15 protein-coding genes are annotated in these 16,716 nt (G+C 71.6%); 12 read left to right on the top strand and 3 right to left on the bottom strand.

Annotated features, from left to right (window positions below):
• Nucleotides 1-20 precede the first annotated feature (20 nt).
• From rsmD to mutM, 7 genes are all read left to right on the top strand, one after another.
• On the top strand, nucleotides 21-605 hold the full coding sequence (rsmD, locus tag ACWCXX_RS27205; protein WP_451131620.1) for a 16S rRNA (guanine(966)-N(2))-methyltransferase RsmD: 585 nt from the start codon (nucleotides 21-23) through the stop codon (nucleotides 603-605).
• A 26-nt stretch (nucleotides 606-631) separates the two neighbouring features.
• The gene (gene coaD, locus ACWCXX_RS27200) at nucleotides 632-1,111 is read left to right on the top strand and encodes a pantetheine-phosphate adenylyltransferase (protein WP_451131666.1); all 480 of its coding nucleotides are present in this window, start codon (nucleotides 632-634) and stop codon (nucleotides 1,109-1,111) included.
• A gap of 98 nt (nucleotides 1,112-1,209) precedes the next feature.
• Nucleotides 1,210-2,286, top strand: a complete 1,077-nt coding sequence (locus ACWCXX_RS27195) for an ATP synthase F0 subunit B (protein WP_451131618.1) — start codon at nucleotides 1,210-1,212, stop codon at nucleotides 2,284-2,286.
• 184 nt (nucleotides 2,287-2,470) lie between these two features.
• Nucleotides 2,471-3,133: a YceD family protein gene (locus ACWCXX_RS27190; RefSeq protein WP_391728444.1), complete on the top strand. Its 663-nt coding sequence runs from the start codon at nucleotides 2,471-2,473 to the stop codon at nucleotides 3,131-3,133.
• Nucleotides 3,134-3,135: 2 nt separating this feature from the next.
• Nucleotides 3,136-3,309, top strand: coding sequence for a 50S ribosomal protein L32 (rpmF, locus tag ACWCXX_RS27185; protein WP_003965982.1), 174 nt, complete (start codon nucleotides 3,136-3,138; stop codon nucleotides 3,307-3,309).
• A gap of 19 nt (nucleotides 3,310-3,328) precedes the next feature.
• On the top strand, nucleotides 3,329-4,153 hold the full coding sequence (gene rnc, locus ACWCXX_RS27180; protein ID WP_451131615.1) for a ribonuclease III: 825 nt from the start codon (nucleotides 3,329-3,331) through the stop codon (nucleotides 4,151-4,153).
• Between the two features lie 122 nt (nucleotides 4,154-4,275).
• Nucleotides 4,276-5,142 (top strand): bifunctional DNA-formamidopyrimidine glycosylase/DNA-(apurinic or apyrimidinic site) lyase, encoded by an 867-nt coding sequence (gene mutM / locus ACWCXX_RS27175; RefSeq protein ID WP_451131613.1) that lies wholly within the window; start codon nucleotides 4,276-4,278, stop codon nucleotides 5,140-5,142.
• Nucleotides 5,143-5,205: 63 nt separating this feature from the next.
• Here the strand turns inward: mutM and ACWCXX_RS27170 are convergent, their stop codons facing one another.
• Entirely contained in the window at nucleotides 5,206-6,147 is a 942-nt protein-coding gene (locus ACWCXX_RS27170; RefSeq protein WP_451131611.1) for a CAP domain-containing protein, read from the bottom strand.
• Between the two features lie 146 nt (nucleotides 6,148-6,293).
• Between ACWCXX_RS27170 and ACWCXX_RS27165 the strand changes: the two genes are divergently transcribed.
• From ACWCXX_RS27165 to ACWCXX_RS27150, 4 genes are all read left to right on the top strand, one after another.
• Nucleotides 6,294-6,575 carry an acylphosphatase gene (locus ACWCXX_RS27165; RefSeq protein WP_451131609.1) on the top strand — a complete coding sequence of 94 codons (282 nt, stop codon included), beginning with the start codon at nucleotides 6,294-6,296 and terminating at the stop codon, nucleotides 6,573-6,575.
• 439 nt (nucleotides 6,576-7,014) lie between these two features.
• Complete coding sequence (locus tag ACWCXX_RS27160; protein ID WP_148839554.1) at nucleotides 7,015-7,227, top strand: hypothetical protein; 213 nt, start codon at nucleotides 7,015-7,017, stop codon at nucleotides 7,225-7,227.
• A 386-nt stretch (nucleotides 7,228-7,613) separates the two neighbouring features.
• Entirely contained in the window at nucleotides 7,614-11,408 is a 3,795-nt protein-coding gene (locus ACWCXX_RS27155; RefSeq protein WP_451131607.1) for an AAA family ATPase, read from the top strand.
• A gap of 205 nt (nucleotides 11,409-11,613) precedes the next feature.
• Nucleotides 11,614-13,032: a sugar porter family MFS transporter gene (locus tag ACWCXX_RS27150; RefSeq protein WP_451131605.1), complete on the top strand. Its 1,419-nt coding sequence runs from the start codon at nucleotides 11,614-11,616 to the stop codon at nucleotides 13,030-13,032.
• A gap of 64 nt (nucleotides 13,033-13,096) precedes the next feature.
• Here ACWCXX_RS27150 and ACWCXX_RS27145 read toward each other — a convergent pair whose 3' ends face one another.
• Nucleotides 13,097-14,068, bottom strand: coding sequence for an LLM class flavin-dependent oxidoreductase (locus ACWCXX_RS27145; protein WP_451131603.1), 972 nt, complete (start codon nucleotides 14,066-14,068; stop codon nucleotides 13,097-13,099).
• 294 nt (nucleotides 14,069-14,362) lie between these two features.
• Between ACWCXX_RS27145 and ftsY the strand changes: the two genes are divergently transcribed.
• Entirely contained in the window at nucleotides 14,363-15,574 is a 1,212-nt protein-coding gene (gene ftsY, locus ACWCXX_RS27140) for a signal recognition particle-docking protein FtsY (RefSeq protein WP_451131601.1), read from the top strand.
• 126 nt (nucleotides 15,575-15,700) lie between these two features.
• Here the strand turns inward: ftsY and ACWCXX_RS27135 are convergent, their stop codons facing one another.
• Entirely contained in the window at nucleotides 15,701-16,360 is a 660-nt protein-coding gene (locus tag ACWCXX_RS27135; protein WP_451131599.1) for a bifunctional DNA primase/polymerase, read from the bottom strand.
• Between the last annotated feature and the right edge of the window lie 356 nt (nucleotides 16,361-16,716).

The raw sequence follows: 16,716 nt of genomic DNA, 5'->3' as shown, positions 1-16,716 counted from the left end.
GAACCGAGGACCAGACACCCATGACCCGCGTGATCGCCGGCTCGGCCGGCGGCCGCCGCCTGGCCGTTCCGCCCGGCACCGGCACCCGTCCCACCTCCGACCGTGCGCGCGAGGGCCTCTTCTCCACCTGGGAGGCGCTCCTCGGCAGCCTGGAGGGCGTCCGGATCGCCGATCTGTACGCGGGCTCCGGCGCCGTCGGCCTGGAGGCGCTCTCCCGGGGCGCGGCGCACGCCCTGCTCGTCGAGGCCGACCCCAGGGCCGTCCGCACCGTCCGGGACAACGTCCGCGTCCTCGGCCTGCCCGGCGCCGAGGTCCGTACCGGCAAGGCCGAACAGATCACCGCGGGCCCGGCGCCCGCGGAGCCGTACGACGTGGTGTTCCTCGACCCGCCGTACGCCGTCACGGACGACGATCTTGGCGAGATACTGCTCACACTCCGTGCCCAGGGGTGGCTCACGGACGACGCGCTCGTCACCGTGGAACGCAGCACCAGAGGCGGAGAATTCAGCTGGCCCGAGGGATTCGAAGCGTTGCGGGCCCGTCGCTACGGCGAAGGAACGCTTTGGTACGGTCGCGCCGCCTCTACGTGCGAAGACGCACGATGACCGGACCGGAGAGCGAGGGAACCAAGTTGCGCCGCGCCGTCTGTCCAGGGTCGTTCGACCCCATCACCAATGGACACCTCGACATCATTGGCCGCGCCTCGAAGCTGTACGACGTCGTACACGTCGCGGTGATGATCAACCAGTCCAAGAAGGGCCTGTTCACGGTCGACGAGCGGATCGACCTGATCCGCCAGGTCACTTCGGAGTTCGGCAACGTCCAGGTCGAGTCCTTCCACGGCCTCCTGGTCGACTTCTGCAAGCAGCGCGACATCCCGGCGATCGTCAAGGGCCTGCGGGCCGTCAGCGACTTCGACTACGAGCTCCAGATGGCCCAGATGAACAACGGCCTCTCGGGCGTCGAAACCCTCTTCGTGCCGACCAATCCCACCTACAGCTTCCTGTCGTCCTCCCTGGTCAAGGAGGTCGCCACCTGGGGCGGCGACGTCTCCCACCTGCTTCCCCCGGCGGTCCACGAGGCCCTCACCGAGCGTCTCGCCCGGGGCTGAGGTCCTGACGGCACGTCACCAGGTGTCGGGCGGGCGCCGACTGGCCGTACAGTCGTCCCGTCCGTCTCCAATCGGCTGTAGAGAGTGGCGAGCACACGGTGGACGTGCAGAAGAAGCTCGACGAGATCGTCGAGGCGGTCGGGAGTGCCCGGTCGATGCCCATGTCGGCTTCGTGCGTGGTCAACCGCGCCGAACTGCTCGCGATGCTGGAGGAGGTGCGCCAGGCCCTGCCGGGCTCGCTCGCCCAGGCCCAAGAGCTCATCGGCGGCCAGGAACAGCTGGCCGAGCAGGCCCGCCGGGAGGCCGAGCGGATCATCGAGGCCGCACACGCCGAACGCACCTCGCTGATCGCCGGGACCGAGATCGCCAGGCAGGCCCAGGGGGAGGCCGACCGCATCCTCGACGAGGCCCGCCGGGAGGCCGCCGAGGTCCGCGCCGAGGCGGACGAGTACGTCGACAGTAAACTCGCCAACTTCGAGGTCGTCCTCACCAAGACCATCGGCTCCGTCGACCGGGGCCGCGAGAAGCTCCTCGGCCGCGGCCACCCCTTCGACGAGCAGGGGCACGAGGACCCGGACTTCGCCGAGGCCCCCGAGCGCAGCACCGACCCGGACATACTCCGGAGCCGGGCGGACGAGTACGTGGACACCAAGCTCGGCGCCTTCGAGGCCGTGCTCGCCAAGACCCTGGAGGCGGTCGGCCGCGGCCGGCAGAAGCTGCACGGCCGGATCCCCACCGACGACCTCGGCGCGCACGTGGCGGCCCAGGACGCGGCGGGCAACCAGGCGCACATGAGCGACGAGGACCACTGGGCCGGTCTCGCCGAACTCGCCACCCCCGAGCCGCAGCCGGTGCACCAGCAGGCCCAGCAGCACTTCCCCGCCCAGACCCAGGCACAGCCCGGCTACGCGGAGACGTACGCGTACCAGGACCAGCCGCAGCAGGACGTCTACGGCTACCAGCAGCAGCCGGACCCGTACGCCGCCTACCAGCAGCAGGGCTACGGCCAGACCCAGGCCCAGGTGCCGGTCCAGGGCTACGGGGACTGGCAGCAGCAGCCCGCACAGCCCCAGCAGGCGCTCCAGCAGGGCGAGAGCGCCCTCGACGAGACCAGCCTGTTCGACACCAGCATGATCGACCTGGACCAGCTGCGCAGGTACGAGCAGGAACGCTGACCGGCGCCACCGGCCCGAACCACGGGCGCCCGCCCGCCGGTCCGGCCCGGTCGGGACCGACGGCCCGATTGGGAGCTGGGCGGCACGTCCAGTATCCTGGCTCTTCGGTCGCGCGTATGTCCGCGATCCCGGCTGCCCGCTTCGACTTCGAATCCGGTCGGCCCTCCCACGACGCGTGTTGCACATGATCTCGAAAGCAGGAAAAGCCCTGAACGGCCACCTCGACCACCGAAACCCCCTCGTGTTCGACACGCACGAGCTGGGTCGGCGTCCCGGTGCCCTCCAGCGGCTGACCCGCTCGGTGGACGCTCCCGCGGACCTCGGCCTCGACGGGGTCATCGGGGTGCCGGAAGGCGCACCCGTGGAGCTGGACCTCCGGCTCGAATCGGTCATGGAAGGGGTGCTCGTCACAGGCACCGCCCGTGCGACCGCCGAGGGGGAGTGCGTAAGGTGTCTGGAGCCGCTGCGCCAAGAGGTCGCTGCGGACTTCCAGGAGATGTTCTCGTACCCTGACGCCGACGACCGGGGCCGCGCCAAGGCGGAACCGGCCGACGACGCCGAGGACGACGAGGACAGGCTCTTCGTCGAGGACGGCCTGTTCGACCTCGAACCAGTGCTGCGTGATGCGGTGGTGCTCGCACTGCCGATGCAGCCGGTGTGCCGGGAGTCCTGTGCCGGTCTGTGTTCCGAATGCGGAATCAGGCTGGACGAGAACCCCGGTCATCACCACGACGCCGTCGACATTCGTTGGGCGGCATTGCAAGGACTCGCCGACACCATTCAGGACGGCGAGAAGGACAACATGGGCGGCGCCGATGCGGGCGTCGACGAGAAGCAGGAGAAGTAGCCGTGGCTGTTCCGAAGCGGAAGATGTCGCGCAGCAACACGCGCCACCGCCGGTCGCAGTGGAAGGCTGCGGTCCCCACCCTGGTTTCGTGCGAGCGTTGCCAGGAGCCGAAGCTGCAGCACATCGCGTGCCCCAGCTGCGGCACGTACAACAAGCGCCAGGTCCTCGAGGTCTGAGCGGCTGGTGAGAGGCCCGATGTCTGAGTTGTCCAACGCCAAGAAGAAGGCAGACAACGTCAACACAGCCTCGTCCCACACGCTTCTGGAAGGGCGGCTCGGGTATCAACTCGAGACCGCCCTTCTGGTGCGTGCGCTGACCCACCGTTCGTACGCGTACGAGAACGGCGGTCTGCCCACCAACGAGCGGCTCGAATTCCTCGGGGACTCGGTGCTCGGCCTGGTGGTCACGGACACGCTGTACCGCACCCACCCCGATCTGCCCGAAGGCCAGCTGGCCAAGTTGCGGGCCGCGGTGGTCAACTCGCGTGCGCTTGCGGAAGTGGGCCGCGGCCTCGAACTCGGCTCCTTCATCCGGCTCGGCCGCGGTGAAGAGGGCACGGGCGGCAGGGACAAGGCGTCCATTCTCGCCGACACCCTCGAAGCGGTGATCGGTGCGGTCTATCTCGACCAGGGCCTCAGCGCGGCCTCGGAGCTGGTCCACCGGCTCTTCGACCCGCTGATCGACAGGTCCTCGAACCTCGGTGCCGGCCTGGACTGGAAGACCAGCCTCCAGGAGCTCACCGCGAGCGAGAGCCTCGGAGTCCCCGAGTACCTCGTCACGGAGACCGGCCCGGACCACGAGAAGACCTTTACTGCTGCTGCTCGCGTCGGTGGTGTCTCGTACGGCACCGGCACCGGCCGTAGCAAGAAGGAAGCGGAGCAGCAGGCGGCGGAGTCCGCCTGGCGCGAGATCAGCGCCGCCGCACAGGCACGGGAGGACGCGGCGAAGACCGCCGTCGACGGAGGGGCCGCCGACACCTCTGCCGACCCGTCGCCGTCCACGGACGCCGCTCCGGCCTGACCCGGGAACCCCTCGGTGCCCGCGCACCGGGGGGTTCTTCCTGCCCGGAAACGTACGCTTTCCCCAGGGCCCCTTTCCCTTCCCGCCGTCCCCGTCGGGGCCGTCCCTTCAGGAGCGACACCGTGCCCGAGCTGCCCGAGGTCGAAGTCGTACGGCGAGGTCTGGAGCGCTGGGTGACCGGCCGCACCGTCGCCGACGTCGAGGTGCTGCACCCGCGTGCGGTCCGCCGCCATCTCGCGGGCGGCGTGGACTTCGCGGCCCGGCTCGGCGGGGCCCGCCTCGGGACGGCCATGCGCCGCGGCAAGTACCTCTGGGTGCCGCTGGACGACGCGTCCAGCTCGCTCCTCGGCCACCTCGGCATGAGCGGCCAGCTCCTCGTGCAGCCGCAGGACGCACCCGACGAGAAGCACCTGCGCGTCCGGATCCGCTTCGACGACTCCCTCGGCACCGAACTCCGCTTCGTCGACCAGCGGACCTTCGGCGGGCTCTCGCTCCACGAATGCGCCGCCGACAGCACGGACGGGCTGCCCGACACCATCGCGCACATCGCCCGCGACCCGCTGGACCCGGCCTTCGACGACGCGGCCTTCTGCACGGCCCTGCGCGCACGCCGGACGACGATCAAGCGCGCCCTGCTCGACCAGTCGCTGATCAGCGGCGTCGGCAACATCTACGCGGACGAGGCGCTCTGGCGCACCGCGCTGCACTACGACCGGCCGACCGCCACCCTGACCCGGCCCAAGGCGGCCGAACTGCTGGGTCACGCCCGCGACGTGATGAACGCGGCGCTCGACCAGGGCGGCACCAGTTTCGACAGCCTCTACGTCAACGTGAACGGCGAGTCCGGCTACTTCGACCGCTCGCTGGACGCGTACGGGCGCGAGGACGAGCCCTGCCGCCGCTGTGGCACGCCGATCCGCCGCCGCCCGTGGATGAACCGCTCCAGCTACTTCTGCCCGCGCTGTCAGCGCCCGCCGCGCCGGGCCTGACCCGACCCGGACCCGGGCGGACCGGGCGCGGAAACGGGGGACGGGCGGCGGGCGGGGCGACGGTCAGAAGCCGAACTCCTGGGTCCACCAGGGGCCGCCGGAGCCCTGGTGCACGCCGACGCCGAGGGTCTTGTAGTCGCAGTTGAGAATGTTCGCCCGGTGGCCCGCGCTGTTCATCCAGGCCTCCATCACGGCCTGGGCGTCGGCCTGGCCGCGGGCGATGTTCTCGGCGGCGAGGCCCTTCACACCGGCCTTCGACGCGCGGCCCCAGGGGCTGCGGCCGTCGGGGTCCGTGTGGTCGAAGAAGCCGCGGGAGGCCATGTCCTCGCTGAAGTCCTGGGCGAGGGAGGCGAGCGAGGCCCTGGCGGTCAGCGGGCTGCAGCCGACCTTCGCGCGCTCCTGGTTGACCAGGGCGAGCACGGCGGCCTGCGCGGAGGAGGAGGCCGGGGCCGAGGTCACGGATCTGCGGGCGGTCGGGACGGAGGCGGAGGCGGAGGTCTTCGGCGCGGCCGAGGACTTCCCGGCGGCGGGCGCGGAGCTTCGCGAGGCCTCGGATCCGGCGGCCGTGGCCGACCGGGACGGCTTCGCCCCGTCGGACGTCCTGGATGTCCTGGGCGTCTTGGAGGGGAAGGCGGACGGGGTGGAGGACTCCGCCTTCGCCAGGCCGTCGGCGCGGCCGATCCCCCGGCCGGACTGGGCGGACGAGGTGCCGCGGTCGGCCGGCGCGATGCTGGAGCCGCCCTGGGTCAGCAGGTCCGAGTCCCCTTCCGGGCGCACGTGCTCGGAAGGCCCGCCGCCGATCGTGTACGTGCCGCCGCCGGGCAGCAGACCGGAGCTCATCGCCACGGCTCCCACGGCGAGCGCCGCGGAGACGCCGACCAGTCCGGTACGGACGGGGCTCGCGGACGGCTTTCTGCGGTGGCCGCGGGGCCGGGCCGCGCCCGTGCCCCCCGCCGCGTGGTTCTCGGTGCCAGGAGCTGCGGCGGAGCGGCTGTGGCGTCCCATCTGGCTGAGCCCTTCCGGGGTTCTGGACGCCGCTGCCGACGTCAACACGGTTCACCTGATCGGGTGAGGTCGTTGCGACGGGACTGTACGCCATGGCCTGTGACCGGGAAGTGCTCCGGTGGCAATTGGCCGGTTAGCGTTCGGGTATGAACGAAGACATACGACTCACCGTGTGGGTGCGCGGCCGTGTGCAGCGGGTGGGATTCCGCTGGTTCACCAGAGCGAACGCCCTGGAGATCGGCGGCCTCACCGGCTTCGCCCTCAACCTCGACGACGGCAGGGTGCAGATCGTCGCCGAAGGGCGGCGGGAGAACTGCCACCGGCTGCTGGAGTGGCTGCGCTCGGACGACACACCCGGCCGCGTGGACGGCGTCACTGAGATATGGGACACCCCGCGCGGTGGTTACGAGGGCTTCGCGATCCGCTGATCCGGGCCCGTTCCGGGCTGCGGGCGCATCCGTGTTCGAGCAGTGTTCGATCTGTAGCGGGGGGTTGTGTGACGGGTCTCGCATCCCCGCACACATGAAATGACCTGCGGATTGGCCGGGTGGTTGCCAAGATTCGCTCGGCGTGCCAGGCTGCGGCGGTAAGGATGATCTCCACGCCCTCCAGGGCCCCGCAGGAGAGTCGCGCCGCATGATCGTCGAGCCGCGCGCCCCCGGGATGCCCGTGTCCACGGGGCGTGATCGTGTTGACCGTCAAACTTTTTGGTGAGACGCTGAAATCCCCGCGCACCTCAGCTGTTCGGCAGGGCTGTTTGGCAGCAGAACAGCAGTGATGACAGATGCACTGCCGAGCACCGCGGGTGCGATTCCCTCACGACCCACACCGCATCGGTCGGTCACTCAGTGTGGAGGACCATCCATCATGGCAAAGGCGCTTCTCGGTTACGTCGGCGGTTCCGACCCGCGACTCCTCGCCGAGATGCGACGGCTCCAGCAGCGCGTCCAGGACCTCGAATCCGAGCTCGTACGGATCCAGGGTGAGAACGACGCGTTGAACGCCGCCGCCCAGCACCAAGAGTCGCTGCTCGACAGCATCGACATCGACGTCCCTCAGGCGGAGCCGGCGCTGACCTGACCGGTGGCCCCCAGGGGCCGGTCGGGCCGTACGCGGCAGCCGTCCGAGACCATCACCCGGATCGTCGCCGGATCATCGAAGATCACTGCTCTTGATCTGTCACGTCGTGATCCGTCACGCCCGTGACACGGCCTTGATCCGTCATGCGCAACCGCACCGGAGAAATCGCGCACCGGCAACATCGCGCACGGTGTGACACCGCACAAGATTTGCAAGGGGCGCTTCGGCGTCCCTTCTTTCTTTTACCGCCCCGAACTTTTCCGCCCGGAACTTTTCCGCCCGGACCCGCGCGGGACCCGTCCCCGGTGGGCACCCCTTCCCTTACCGTCTGATGTGCCCTGCACCTTCATCAGCGAAACCGAGAGTGAAAGGTAGAGTCCGGCGGCGTGCACCTCAAGGCCCTCACCCTGCGTGGTTTCAAGTCGTTCGCCTCCGCCACGACGCTGCGGTTCGAACCCGGCATCACGTGCGTCGTCGGCCCCAACGGATCGGGCAAGTCCAATGTGGTGGACGCGCTCTCCTGGGTCATGGGGGAACAGGGGGCCAAGTCCCTGCGCGGCGGCAAGATGGAGGACGTGATCTTCGCCGGCACCACCGGGCGGCCGCCGCTCGGGCGGGCCGAGGTGTCGCTGACCATCGACAACTCCGACGGCGCGCTGCCCATCGAGTACGCCGAGGTGACGATCACTCGGATCATGTTCCGCAACGGCGGCAGCGAGTACCAGATCAACGGCGACACCTGCCGGCTGCTGGACATCCAGGACCTCCTCTCCGACTCGGGCATCGGCCGGGAGATGCACGTCATCGTCGGCCAGGGCCAGCTGGACTCCGTGCTCCACGCCGATCCGATGGGCCGGCGCGCGTTCATCGAAGAAGCCGCGGGCGTGCTGAAGCACCGCAAGCGGAAGGAGAAGGCGCTGCGGAAACTGGACGCGATGGGGGCCAACCTGGCCCGCGTCCAGGACCTGACCGACGAACTGCGGCGGCAGCTGAAGCCGCTCGGTCGGCAGGCGGCCGTGGCGCGCCGGGCCGCCGTCATCCAGGCCGATCTGCGCGACGCCAGACTGCGGCTGCTCGCCGACGACCTGGTACGGCTGCGCACCGCGCTGCGCAGCGAGATCGCCGACGAGGCCGCGCTCAAGCAGCGCCGGGAGGCGGCGGAGCAGGAACTCAAGGCGGCCCTGGCGCGCGAGGCGGAGCTGGAGGACGAGGTACGGCGGCTGGCGCCGCGGCTCCAGCGCGCCCAGCAGACCTGGTACGAGCTGTCGCAGCTGGCGGAGCGGGTGCGCGGCACGATCTCGCTGGCCGACGCCCGGGTGAAGAGCGCCACCGCCCCCGCCGTGGAGGAGCGGCGCGGTCGCGACCCGGAGGACATGGAGCGGGAGGCCGCCCGGATCCGCGAGCAGGAGGCGGAGCTGGAGGCCGCACTGGCCGCGGCGGAACACGCGCTGGAGGACACCGCGGCCCACCGCGCCGAGCTGGAACGGGAGTTGGCGGCCGAGGAGCGCAGGCTCAAGGACGCGGCCCGCGCCATCGCGGACCGCCGCGAAGGGCTCGCCCGGCTGAACGGGCAGGTCAACGCGGCTCGCAGCCGCGCCGGTTCGGCCCAGGCCGAGATCGACCGACTGGCCGCCTCCCGGGACGAGGCGCGGGAACGGGCGGTCGCCGCCCAGGAGGAGTACGAACAGCTCAAGGCCGAGGTCGAGGGCCTGGACGCCGGTGACGCGGAACTCGCCGAACAGCACGAGGCCGCCAAGCGGGAACTCGCGGAGGCGGAGGCGGTGCTCTCCGCGAGCCGGGAGGCGGCCACCGCCGCCGAACGGGAACGGGCGGCGGTCGCGGCCCGTCACGAGGCGCTCGCACTCGGCCTGCGGCGCAAGGACGGCACGGGCGCGCTGCTCGGCGCGCAGGACCGGCTGTCGGGGCTGCTCGGGCCGGCCGCGGAACTCCTGACGGTGGAGCCGGGGTACGAGGTCGCCGTGGCGGCGGCCCTGGGCGCGGCGGCGGACGCGGTCGCGGTGACGGACCCGGCCGCGGCGGCGGAGGCGATCCGGCTGCTGCGCAAGGAGGACGCGGGGCGGGCGGCGCTGCTGCTGGGCGGGGTGCGCGCCGGAGTCCCCGACCAGGGCGGTGCCCCTGATGCGGGTGCTGCCGGTGGTGTTTCCAGTGGCTCCGGTGCCGGTGCGGCTGGTGGTGCTTCCGGTGGTTCTGGTGCGGGTGCTGTCGAGGATGCTTCCGGTAGCCCCGATGCGGGTGCTGCCAACGGGGAGGCTGTTGCCGGTGGCAGGGCGGCCGTGCGCCTACCCGGGCAGGCGCAGGGGGCAACGGACGCGGCCGGGTCCCGTACTGCCGGGCACGCCGTGGCCGTCGCCGTGGGCGGGCCGCCCGCCGTGGCCGGTCTCGTCCGCGGGCCCGCCGGACTGATGGACGCCGTCCGCGCGCTGGTGCGGGACATGGTGGTCGTCGACACACTGGAGGACGCCGAGGGACTCGTCGCCGTACATCCGGAACTGACGGCCGTGACCGCCGAGGGGGACGTCCTCTCGGCCCGTTTCGCGCACGGTGGTTCCGCCGGGGCGCCGAGCCTGCTCGAAGTGCAGGCATCGGTCGACGAGGCCGCCGCCCGGCTGGAGGAACTGGCCGTCCGGTGCGCGGAGTCGGCCGAGGCGCAGCGGCTCGCGGGGGAGCGGCGCCGGGCGAGCGCCGGACTGGTCGAGGAGCTCGGGGAGCGGCGCCGGGCCGCCGAGCGGGAGAAGTCCGGGGTGGCCCAGCAGCTGGGGCGGCTGGCCGGGCAGGCACGCGGTGCCGCGGGCGAGGCCGAGCGGACGACCGCGGCGGCCACCCGCGCCCAGGAGGCGCTGGAACGGGCGACGGCGGAGGCCGAGGAGCTGGCCGAGCGGCTGCTCGTCGCCGAGGAGATGCCGGTGGAGGAGGAGCCGGACACCTCCGTGCGCGACCGGCTCGCTGCCGACGGCGCCAACGCCCGCCAGACGGAGATGGAGGCGCGCCTCCAGGTGCGGACCCACGAGGAGCGGGTCAAGGGCCTCGCGGGCCGTGCGGACTCCCTCGACCGGGGCGCCCGCGCCGAACGGGAGGCCCGCGCCCGCGCCGAGCGGCGCCGGGCCCGGCTGCGTCACGAGGCCGAGGTGGCCTCCGCCGTCGCGTCCGGTGCCCGTCAACTGCTCGCCCACGTCGAGGTCTCCGTCGTACGGGCCGAGCGGGAGCGGACCGTGGCCGAGGCGGCGAAGGCGGAACGGGAACGGGACCTGGCGGCCGGGCGCGACCGGGGCCGCGAGCTCAAGGCCGAGCTGGACAAGCTCACCGACTCCGTCCACCGCGGCGAGGTGCTCGGTGCCGAGAAGCGGCTGCGGATAGAGCAACTGGAGACGAAGGCGCTGGAGGAGCTGGGGGTCGAACCGGCCGGGCTGGCCGCCGAGTACGGCCCCGACCAGCTCGTACCGCCCTCGCCGGCCGCCGAGGGCGAGGAACTGCCGCAGGACCCGGAGCATCCGCGCAACCAGCCGAAGCCGTTCGTCAGGGCCGAGCAGGAGAAGCGGCTGAAGTCGGCCGAACGGGCGTATCAGCAACTCGGGAAGGTGAATCCGCTCGCCCTGGAGGAGTTCGCCGCCCTGGAGGAGCGGCACAAGTTCCTCTCCGAGCAGCTGGAGGACCTGAAGAAGACCAGGGCCGATCTGATGCAGGTCGTCAAGGAGGTCGACGAGCGGGTCGAGCAGGTGTTCACGGAGGCGTACCGGGACACGGCCCGGGAGTTCGAGGGCGTGTTCTCGCGGCTCTTCCCGGGCGGCGAGGGGCGGCTCGTCCTGACCGATCCGGACAACATGCTCACCACCGGGGTGGACGTCGAGGCCAGGCCGCCCGGCAAGAAGGTCAAGCGGCTCTCGCTGCTCTCCGGCGGCGAACGCTCGCTCACGGCCGTGGCATTGCTGGTCTCGATCTTCAAGGCCCGGCCGAGCCCGTTCTACGTGATGGACGAGGTCGAGGCGGCGCTGGACGACACCAACCTGCAGCGGCTGATCCGGATCATGGAGGAGCTCCAGGAGAGCTCGCAGCTCATCGTGATCACGCACCAGAAGCGGACGATGGAGGTCGCCGACGCGCTGTACGGCGTCTCGATGCAGGGCGACGGGGTCTCGAAGGTCATCAGCCAGCGGCTGCGCTGAGCCGGTACCCGACCTTCAAGACATCGACGAACCTTTTGGGTGCTCCGGGGAGGCGGCCGCCCGATTCGGGACAACTGCTTCAAAACTTGAACTCGCATTACCTGCGGTGTCGCGATTGCCTTCAAGTGGTGGCAGCTGGGAAGTTGTGCGCCACTTGGAGGAGTTCGCCCCCACCTGACGACGCGGCCAGGCATCAGGAGTTCATGTGACCCACACCTCGCAGGGACCGGCGTCCGGAGCCCGAGCGGCCCACCCGGACCACCTCGGCCATGTCATCTTCATCACCGCGGCCGCCGCGATGGGCGGTTTCCTGTTCGGTTACGACAGCTCCGTCATCAACGGCGCGGTCGAGGCGATCCGCAGCCGCTACGACATCGGCTCCGGAACGCTCGCCCAGGTCATCGCCATCGCCCTGATCGGCTGTGCGATCGGCGCGGCCACCGCGGGGCGCATCGCAGACCGCATCGGCCGCATCCGCTGCATGCAGATCGCCTCCCTGCTCTTCACCATCAGCGCCGTCGGCTCCGCGCTCCCGTTCGCGCTCTGGGACCTGGCGATGTGGCGCATCATCGGCGGCTTCGCCATCGGCATGGCCTCGGTGATCGGACCGGCGTACATCGCCGAGGTCTCGCCGCCCGCCTACCGCGGCCGGCTCGGCTCCTTCCAGCAGGCGGCGATCGTCATCGGCATCGCCATCTCCCAGCTGGTCAACTACGGCATCCTGCAACTCGCCGACGGCGACCAGCGCGGCCGGATCGGCAGCCTCGAAGCCTGGCAGTGGATGCTCGGCGTGATGGTCGTCCCGGCCGCGCTGTACGGCCTGCTGTCGTTCGCGATTCCCGAGTCGCCCCGGTTCCTTGTCTCGGTCGGCAGGAAGGACCGGGCCCGGCGGATCCTGGAGGAGGTCGAGGGCAAGAACGTCGACCTCGACGCCCGGGTGGCCGAGATCGAGACCGCCATGTACAGCGAGCACAAGTCCACCTTCAAGGATCTGCTCGGCGGCCGCCTCGGCTTCCTGCCGATCGTCTGGGTCGGTATCGGCCTGTCGGTCTTCCAGCAGCTCGTCGGCATCAACGTGGCGTTCTACTACTCGGCGACGCTCTGGCAGTCCGTCGGCGTCGACCCGACCGACTCCTTCCTCTACTCGTTCACCACCTCCATCATCAACATCGTCGGTACCGTCATCGCGATGGTTCTGGTGGACCGGGTGGGCCGCAAGCCGCTCGCCCTGGTGGGCTCCACCGGCATGGCCCTCGCCCTCGCCTGCGAGGCCTGGGCCTTCTCCGCCGACCTGGTCGACGGCAAGCTGCCCAGCCCCCAGGGCGCCGTGGCGCTCGTCGCGGCCCATGTGTTCGTGCTCTTCTTCGCCCTGTCGTGGGGCGTCGTCGTCTGGGTCTTCCTCGGCGAGATGTTCCCCAACAGGATCCGCGCCGCCGCCCTCGGGGTCGCCGCGTCCGCGCAGTGGATCGCCAACTGGGCGATCACCGCGAGCTTCCCGAGCCTGTCCGACTGGAACCTCTCGGGCACGTACATCATCTACGCGTGCTTCGCCGCGCTCTCGATCCCCTTCGTGCTCAAGTTCGTGAAGGAGACCAAGGGCAAGGCGCTGGAGGAGATGGGCTGATCCCCGTTGTCCCGCTGACCCGTTGACCTGCTGCTCCGCTCCTCGGCCGGGCCCGGTTTCGCGGTCACGGCCGGCGCGCCACCGCCTCGCAGAACAGCCGCAGGCTCCGCCACCCCTCCTCCACCGGCATCCCGCCGCACAGCGGATGCAGCACCAGGGCGTCCGCCGCCCCGGCCCAGGGGGCGCACCGGTCCGGGGCGACGACCCGGTAGACCCCCTCCGCCCTCAGCTCCGCCACCGTCGTGGCCGTGGAGCGCACGGCCGAGCGGATGTTCCCGGACTGCCAGGAGGCGTACGTACGCGCCTCGTGCAGGAAGTGCTCGCCGTACTCCGCCCACGTCCGGTCCGGGTCCTCGGACACGTGCAGCAGGGGCGTCTCGGCGGCGGGCATCATGCAGAAGCCCTCCGTCCCGAACGCGGCGCGCCGCTCCTCGTAGTACGCCGCCAGCTCCGGCAGGTGCGCGCTCGGGAAGAACGGCAGCCCGAACCGGGCCGCCCGCCGTGCCGCCGCCCGCGAACTGCCGCCCACCAGCAGCGGCGGATGCGGCCGGGTGTACGGGCGCGGTGTGACGCGGACCGTGCGGCCCCGGTACGGGAACGGCTCGCCGGTCCAGGCCCGCACCAGGGTCTCCAGGAGCTCGTCCTGGAGTCTGCCGCGCCCGGCCCAGTCGACGCCCGCCCGTTCGTACTCCTCGGGCCGGTAGCCGATCCCCGCCACCGTCACCAGCCGGCCGGCGCTCAGCAGGTCCAGGACCGCGATGTCCTCGGCCAGCCGCAGCGGGTCGTGCAGCGGGCCGATGGCCGCAGACACGGTGACCGCGATGCGGCGGGTGGCGCCGAACACCGCACCGGCGAAGACGAAGGGGGAGGGCAGCCAGGAGTCGGCGGCGCCGTGGTGCTCCTCGGTCTGCACGGTGTCGATGCCGTGCGCGTCGGCGTACGCGGCCATCTCCAGCGCGGCGCGGTACCGGGCCGAGAGCGACTCGGGGGTGGCGTCGGGAGCGACGAGATTGAACCGCACCACTGTGTAGGTCATGACACGTGCCCCCGTCGTCGGGCGGACTCGGCGAGCCGGACCTTAGCTGACGTGGCGTCAGAAGTGTAGGGCGCGGTCGCCACCGGACCCGGTCGGGGGCGAGGGTCCGGCCGGGCGGGGGCGAGGGTCCGGGTGCGGCCGGTGCGTTCGCCGTCGGGGACGGGTTCCGGGTCGTGGGTCTCCACGGGCAGGGTCGTACATTTACCGCCAAAGGGTGCATAACGTACCGAGGGGTGCGGGAGTGATCCTTCGGGGCGGCCTCCGCGGGCCGACGTGACTGATACTGGGTGGGTTATGGAATTCGTCATCCTTGCTGTAGTCATCGCCCTGGTCGCGGTCGGCGTGATCAGCGGGCTCGTGGTCAGCGGCCGCAAGAAGAAGCAGCTGCCCCCGGCGCCGTCGAGCACGCCGACCATCACTCCCCCCGCCGAGCCCCATGTCGGCGAGGAAGCCGAAACGCCGCGCGAGGAACCGCGCCGCACCATCGAGGAGGTCGGCCCACCCCAGGCCGGGGCTCCCGTCGAGGAGGCCCCCGAGGTCGTCGAGCCGGAGGCGCCCGCCGTCCCCGAGCTCGAAGTGCCCGAGCCCACCGCAGGCCGCCTGGTGCGGCTGCGCGCCCGGCTCGCCCGCTCGCAGAACTCCCTCGGCAAGGGGCTGCTCACGCTCCTGTCCCGCGACAACCTCGACGAGGACACCTGGGAGGAGATCGAGGAGACCCTCCTCACCGCCGATGTCGGCGTCACCCCCACCCAGGAGCTGGTGGAGCGGCTGCGCGAACGAGTCCGCGTCCTCGGCACCCGTACTCCCGAGGGGCTGCGCGCGCTGCTGCGCGAGGAACTCGTCACCCTGGTCGGCACCGACTTCGACCGTGCGGTCAAGACGGAGAGCGGCCTCGACACGCCCGGCGTCGTGATGGTCGTCGGCGTCAACGGAACCGGCAAGACCACCACCACCGGCAAGCTGGCCCGGGTGCTCGTCGCCGACGGCCGCAGCGTCGTGCTCGGCGCGGCCGACACCTTCCGGGCGGCCGCCGCCGACCAGCTCCAGACCTGGGGCGAGCGCGTCGGTGCCCGCACCGTGCGCGGACCCGAGGGCGGCGACCCCGCCTCGATCGCCTTCGACGCGGTGAAGGAAGGCATTGCCGAGGGCGCCGACGTGGTGCTCATCGACACCGCCGGGCGGCTGCACACCAAGACCGGGCTCATGGACGAGCTCGGCAAGGTCAAGCGGGTCGTCGAGAAGCACGGGCCGCTCGACGAGGTCCTGCTCGTGCTCGACGCCACGACCGGGCAGAACGGCCTGGTGCAGGCCCGGGTGTTCGCCGAGGTCGTCGACATCACCGGCATCGTGCTCACCAAGCTGGACGGCACCGCCAAGGGCGGCATCGTCGTCGCCGTCCAGCGCGAACTGGGCGTCCCGGTCAAGCTGATCGGTCTCGGCGAGGGGCCGGACGACCTGGCGCCGTTCGAGCCCGAGGCGTTCGTCGACGCCCTGATCGGGGACTGACGCCCCGCCCCCACCCACGCGAAGGGGCCCGAACGCATGACGTCCATGCGCTCGGGCCCCTTCGCGTCATGGGGGGCCTCGGGTCGTGTCCGGAAGTCCGGGTGGTGCTCCGGCGCTCGCGGCGGCTCAGCCGCGCAGCGGCGCGCGATGGCAGCTGTACGCCAGCGTGCCCAGCAGCAGCCGTGCCTGCGGCGGCGCGGACGTCGTGTCCAGCGCCGGCGGACGCAGCCACCGGACCGGGCCCAGCCCGCCCTCGTCGGACGGCGGGGCGGTGATGTGGCAGCCGGCGCCCAGCGCCCGCAGGTCCAGCCCGGCGTCGTCCCAGCCCATCCGGTACAGCAGCTGCGGGAGTTCGGCGGCGGCCCCCGGGGCCACGAAGAACTGCGTCCGCCCGGCGGGGGTCACCGCCACCGGACCCAGCGGCAGCCCCATCCGCTCCATCCGCACCAGGGCCCGGCGCCCGGCCGCCTCGGCCACGTCGAGGACGTCGAAGGCGCGGCCCACCGGCAGCAGCATCGAGGCGCCCGGCACCCGGGCCCACGCCTGCGCCGCCGCGTCGAGCGTGGCGCCCGCGGGGACCTCCGGGGCGAAGCCCAGCGGATGGGCGCCGGGGGAGGAGCAGTCGGCCTTCCCGCAGGAACAGCGGCCGCCCACCGCCCGCGCGCCCGGCACGACGGCCCAGCCCCACAGCCCTGTGTACTCGGCCACCGCCGTGTGCTCGGCAGCACGGCCGCGCCGCCGTGAGCCGGTGCGCATCTCGCGGATGCCGCCGATCGTGAAGCCCATGCCCCCTCCAACGGGTCCGGCTCGTCGGTGGTTACGACACGGGGCGCAGTCGGGACGCTCCGCCGTCGCCGTCGATCCGGAGCGCGCCGGTGGCATTCGGGGCGCGCGATATCGTTCACGCACCTCGCCGTACTTCCCTGCACCCACTGCTGATCGCCGTGTGTCAAGTGAATCGCGCTCGCCGGGGACGGTGTTCATCCGAAGGGGTGGCGAATGGTGGCGTTTCTGTAGGCCCCCTCGCTCGGGGGTGATCGTAGGATTACCGTCGGTACACGAACCATGGAAGTATGTGCACCCGCGGGTATGCCGGAGGCAACCCGATTTCCTGTTCGACGGTGCGCGACCCCCGTATGGGC

It is taken from the genome of Streptomyces sp. NPDC001732, assembly GCF_053596315.1.
This window is presented reverse-complemented; position numbering and strand designations above follow the sequence as displayed.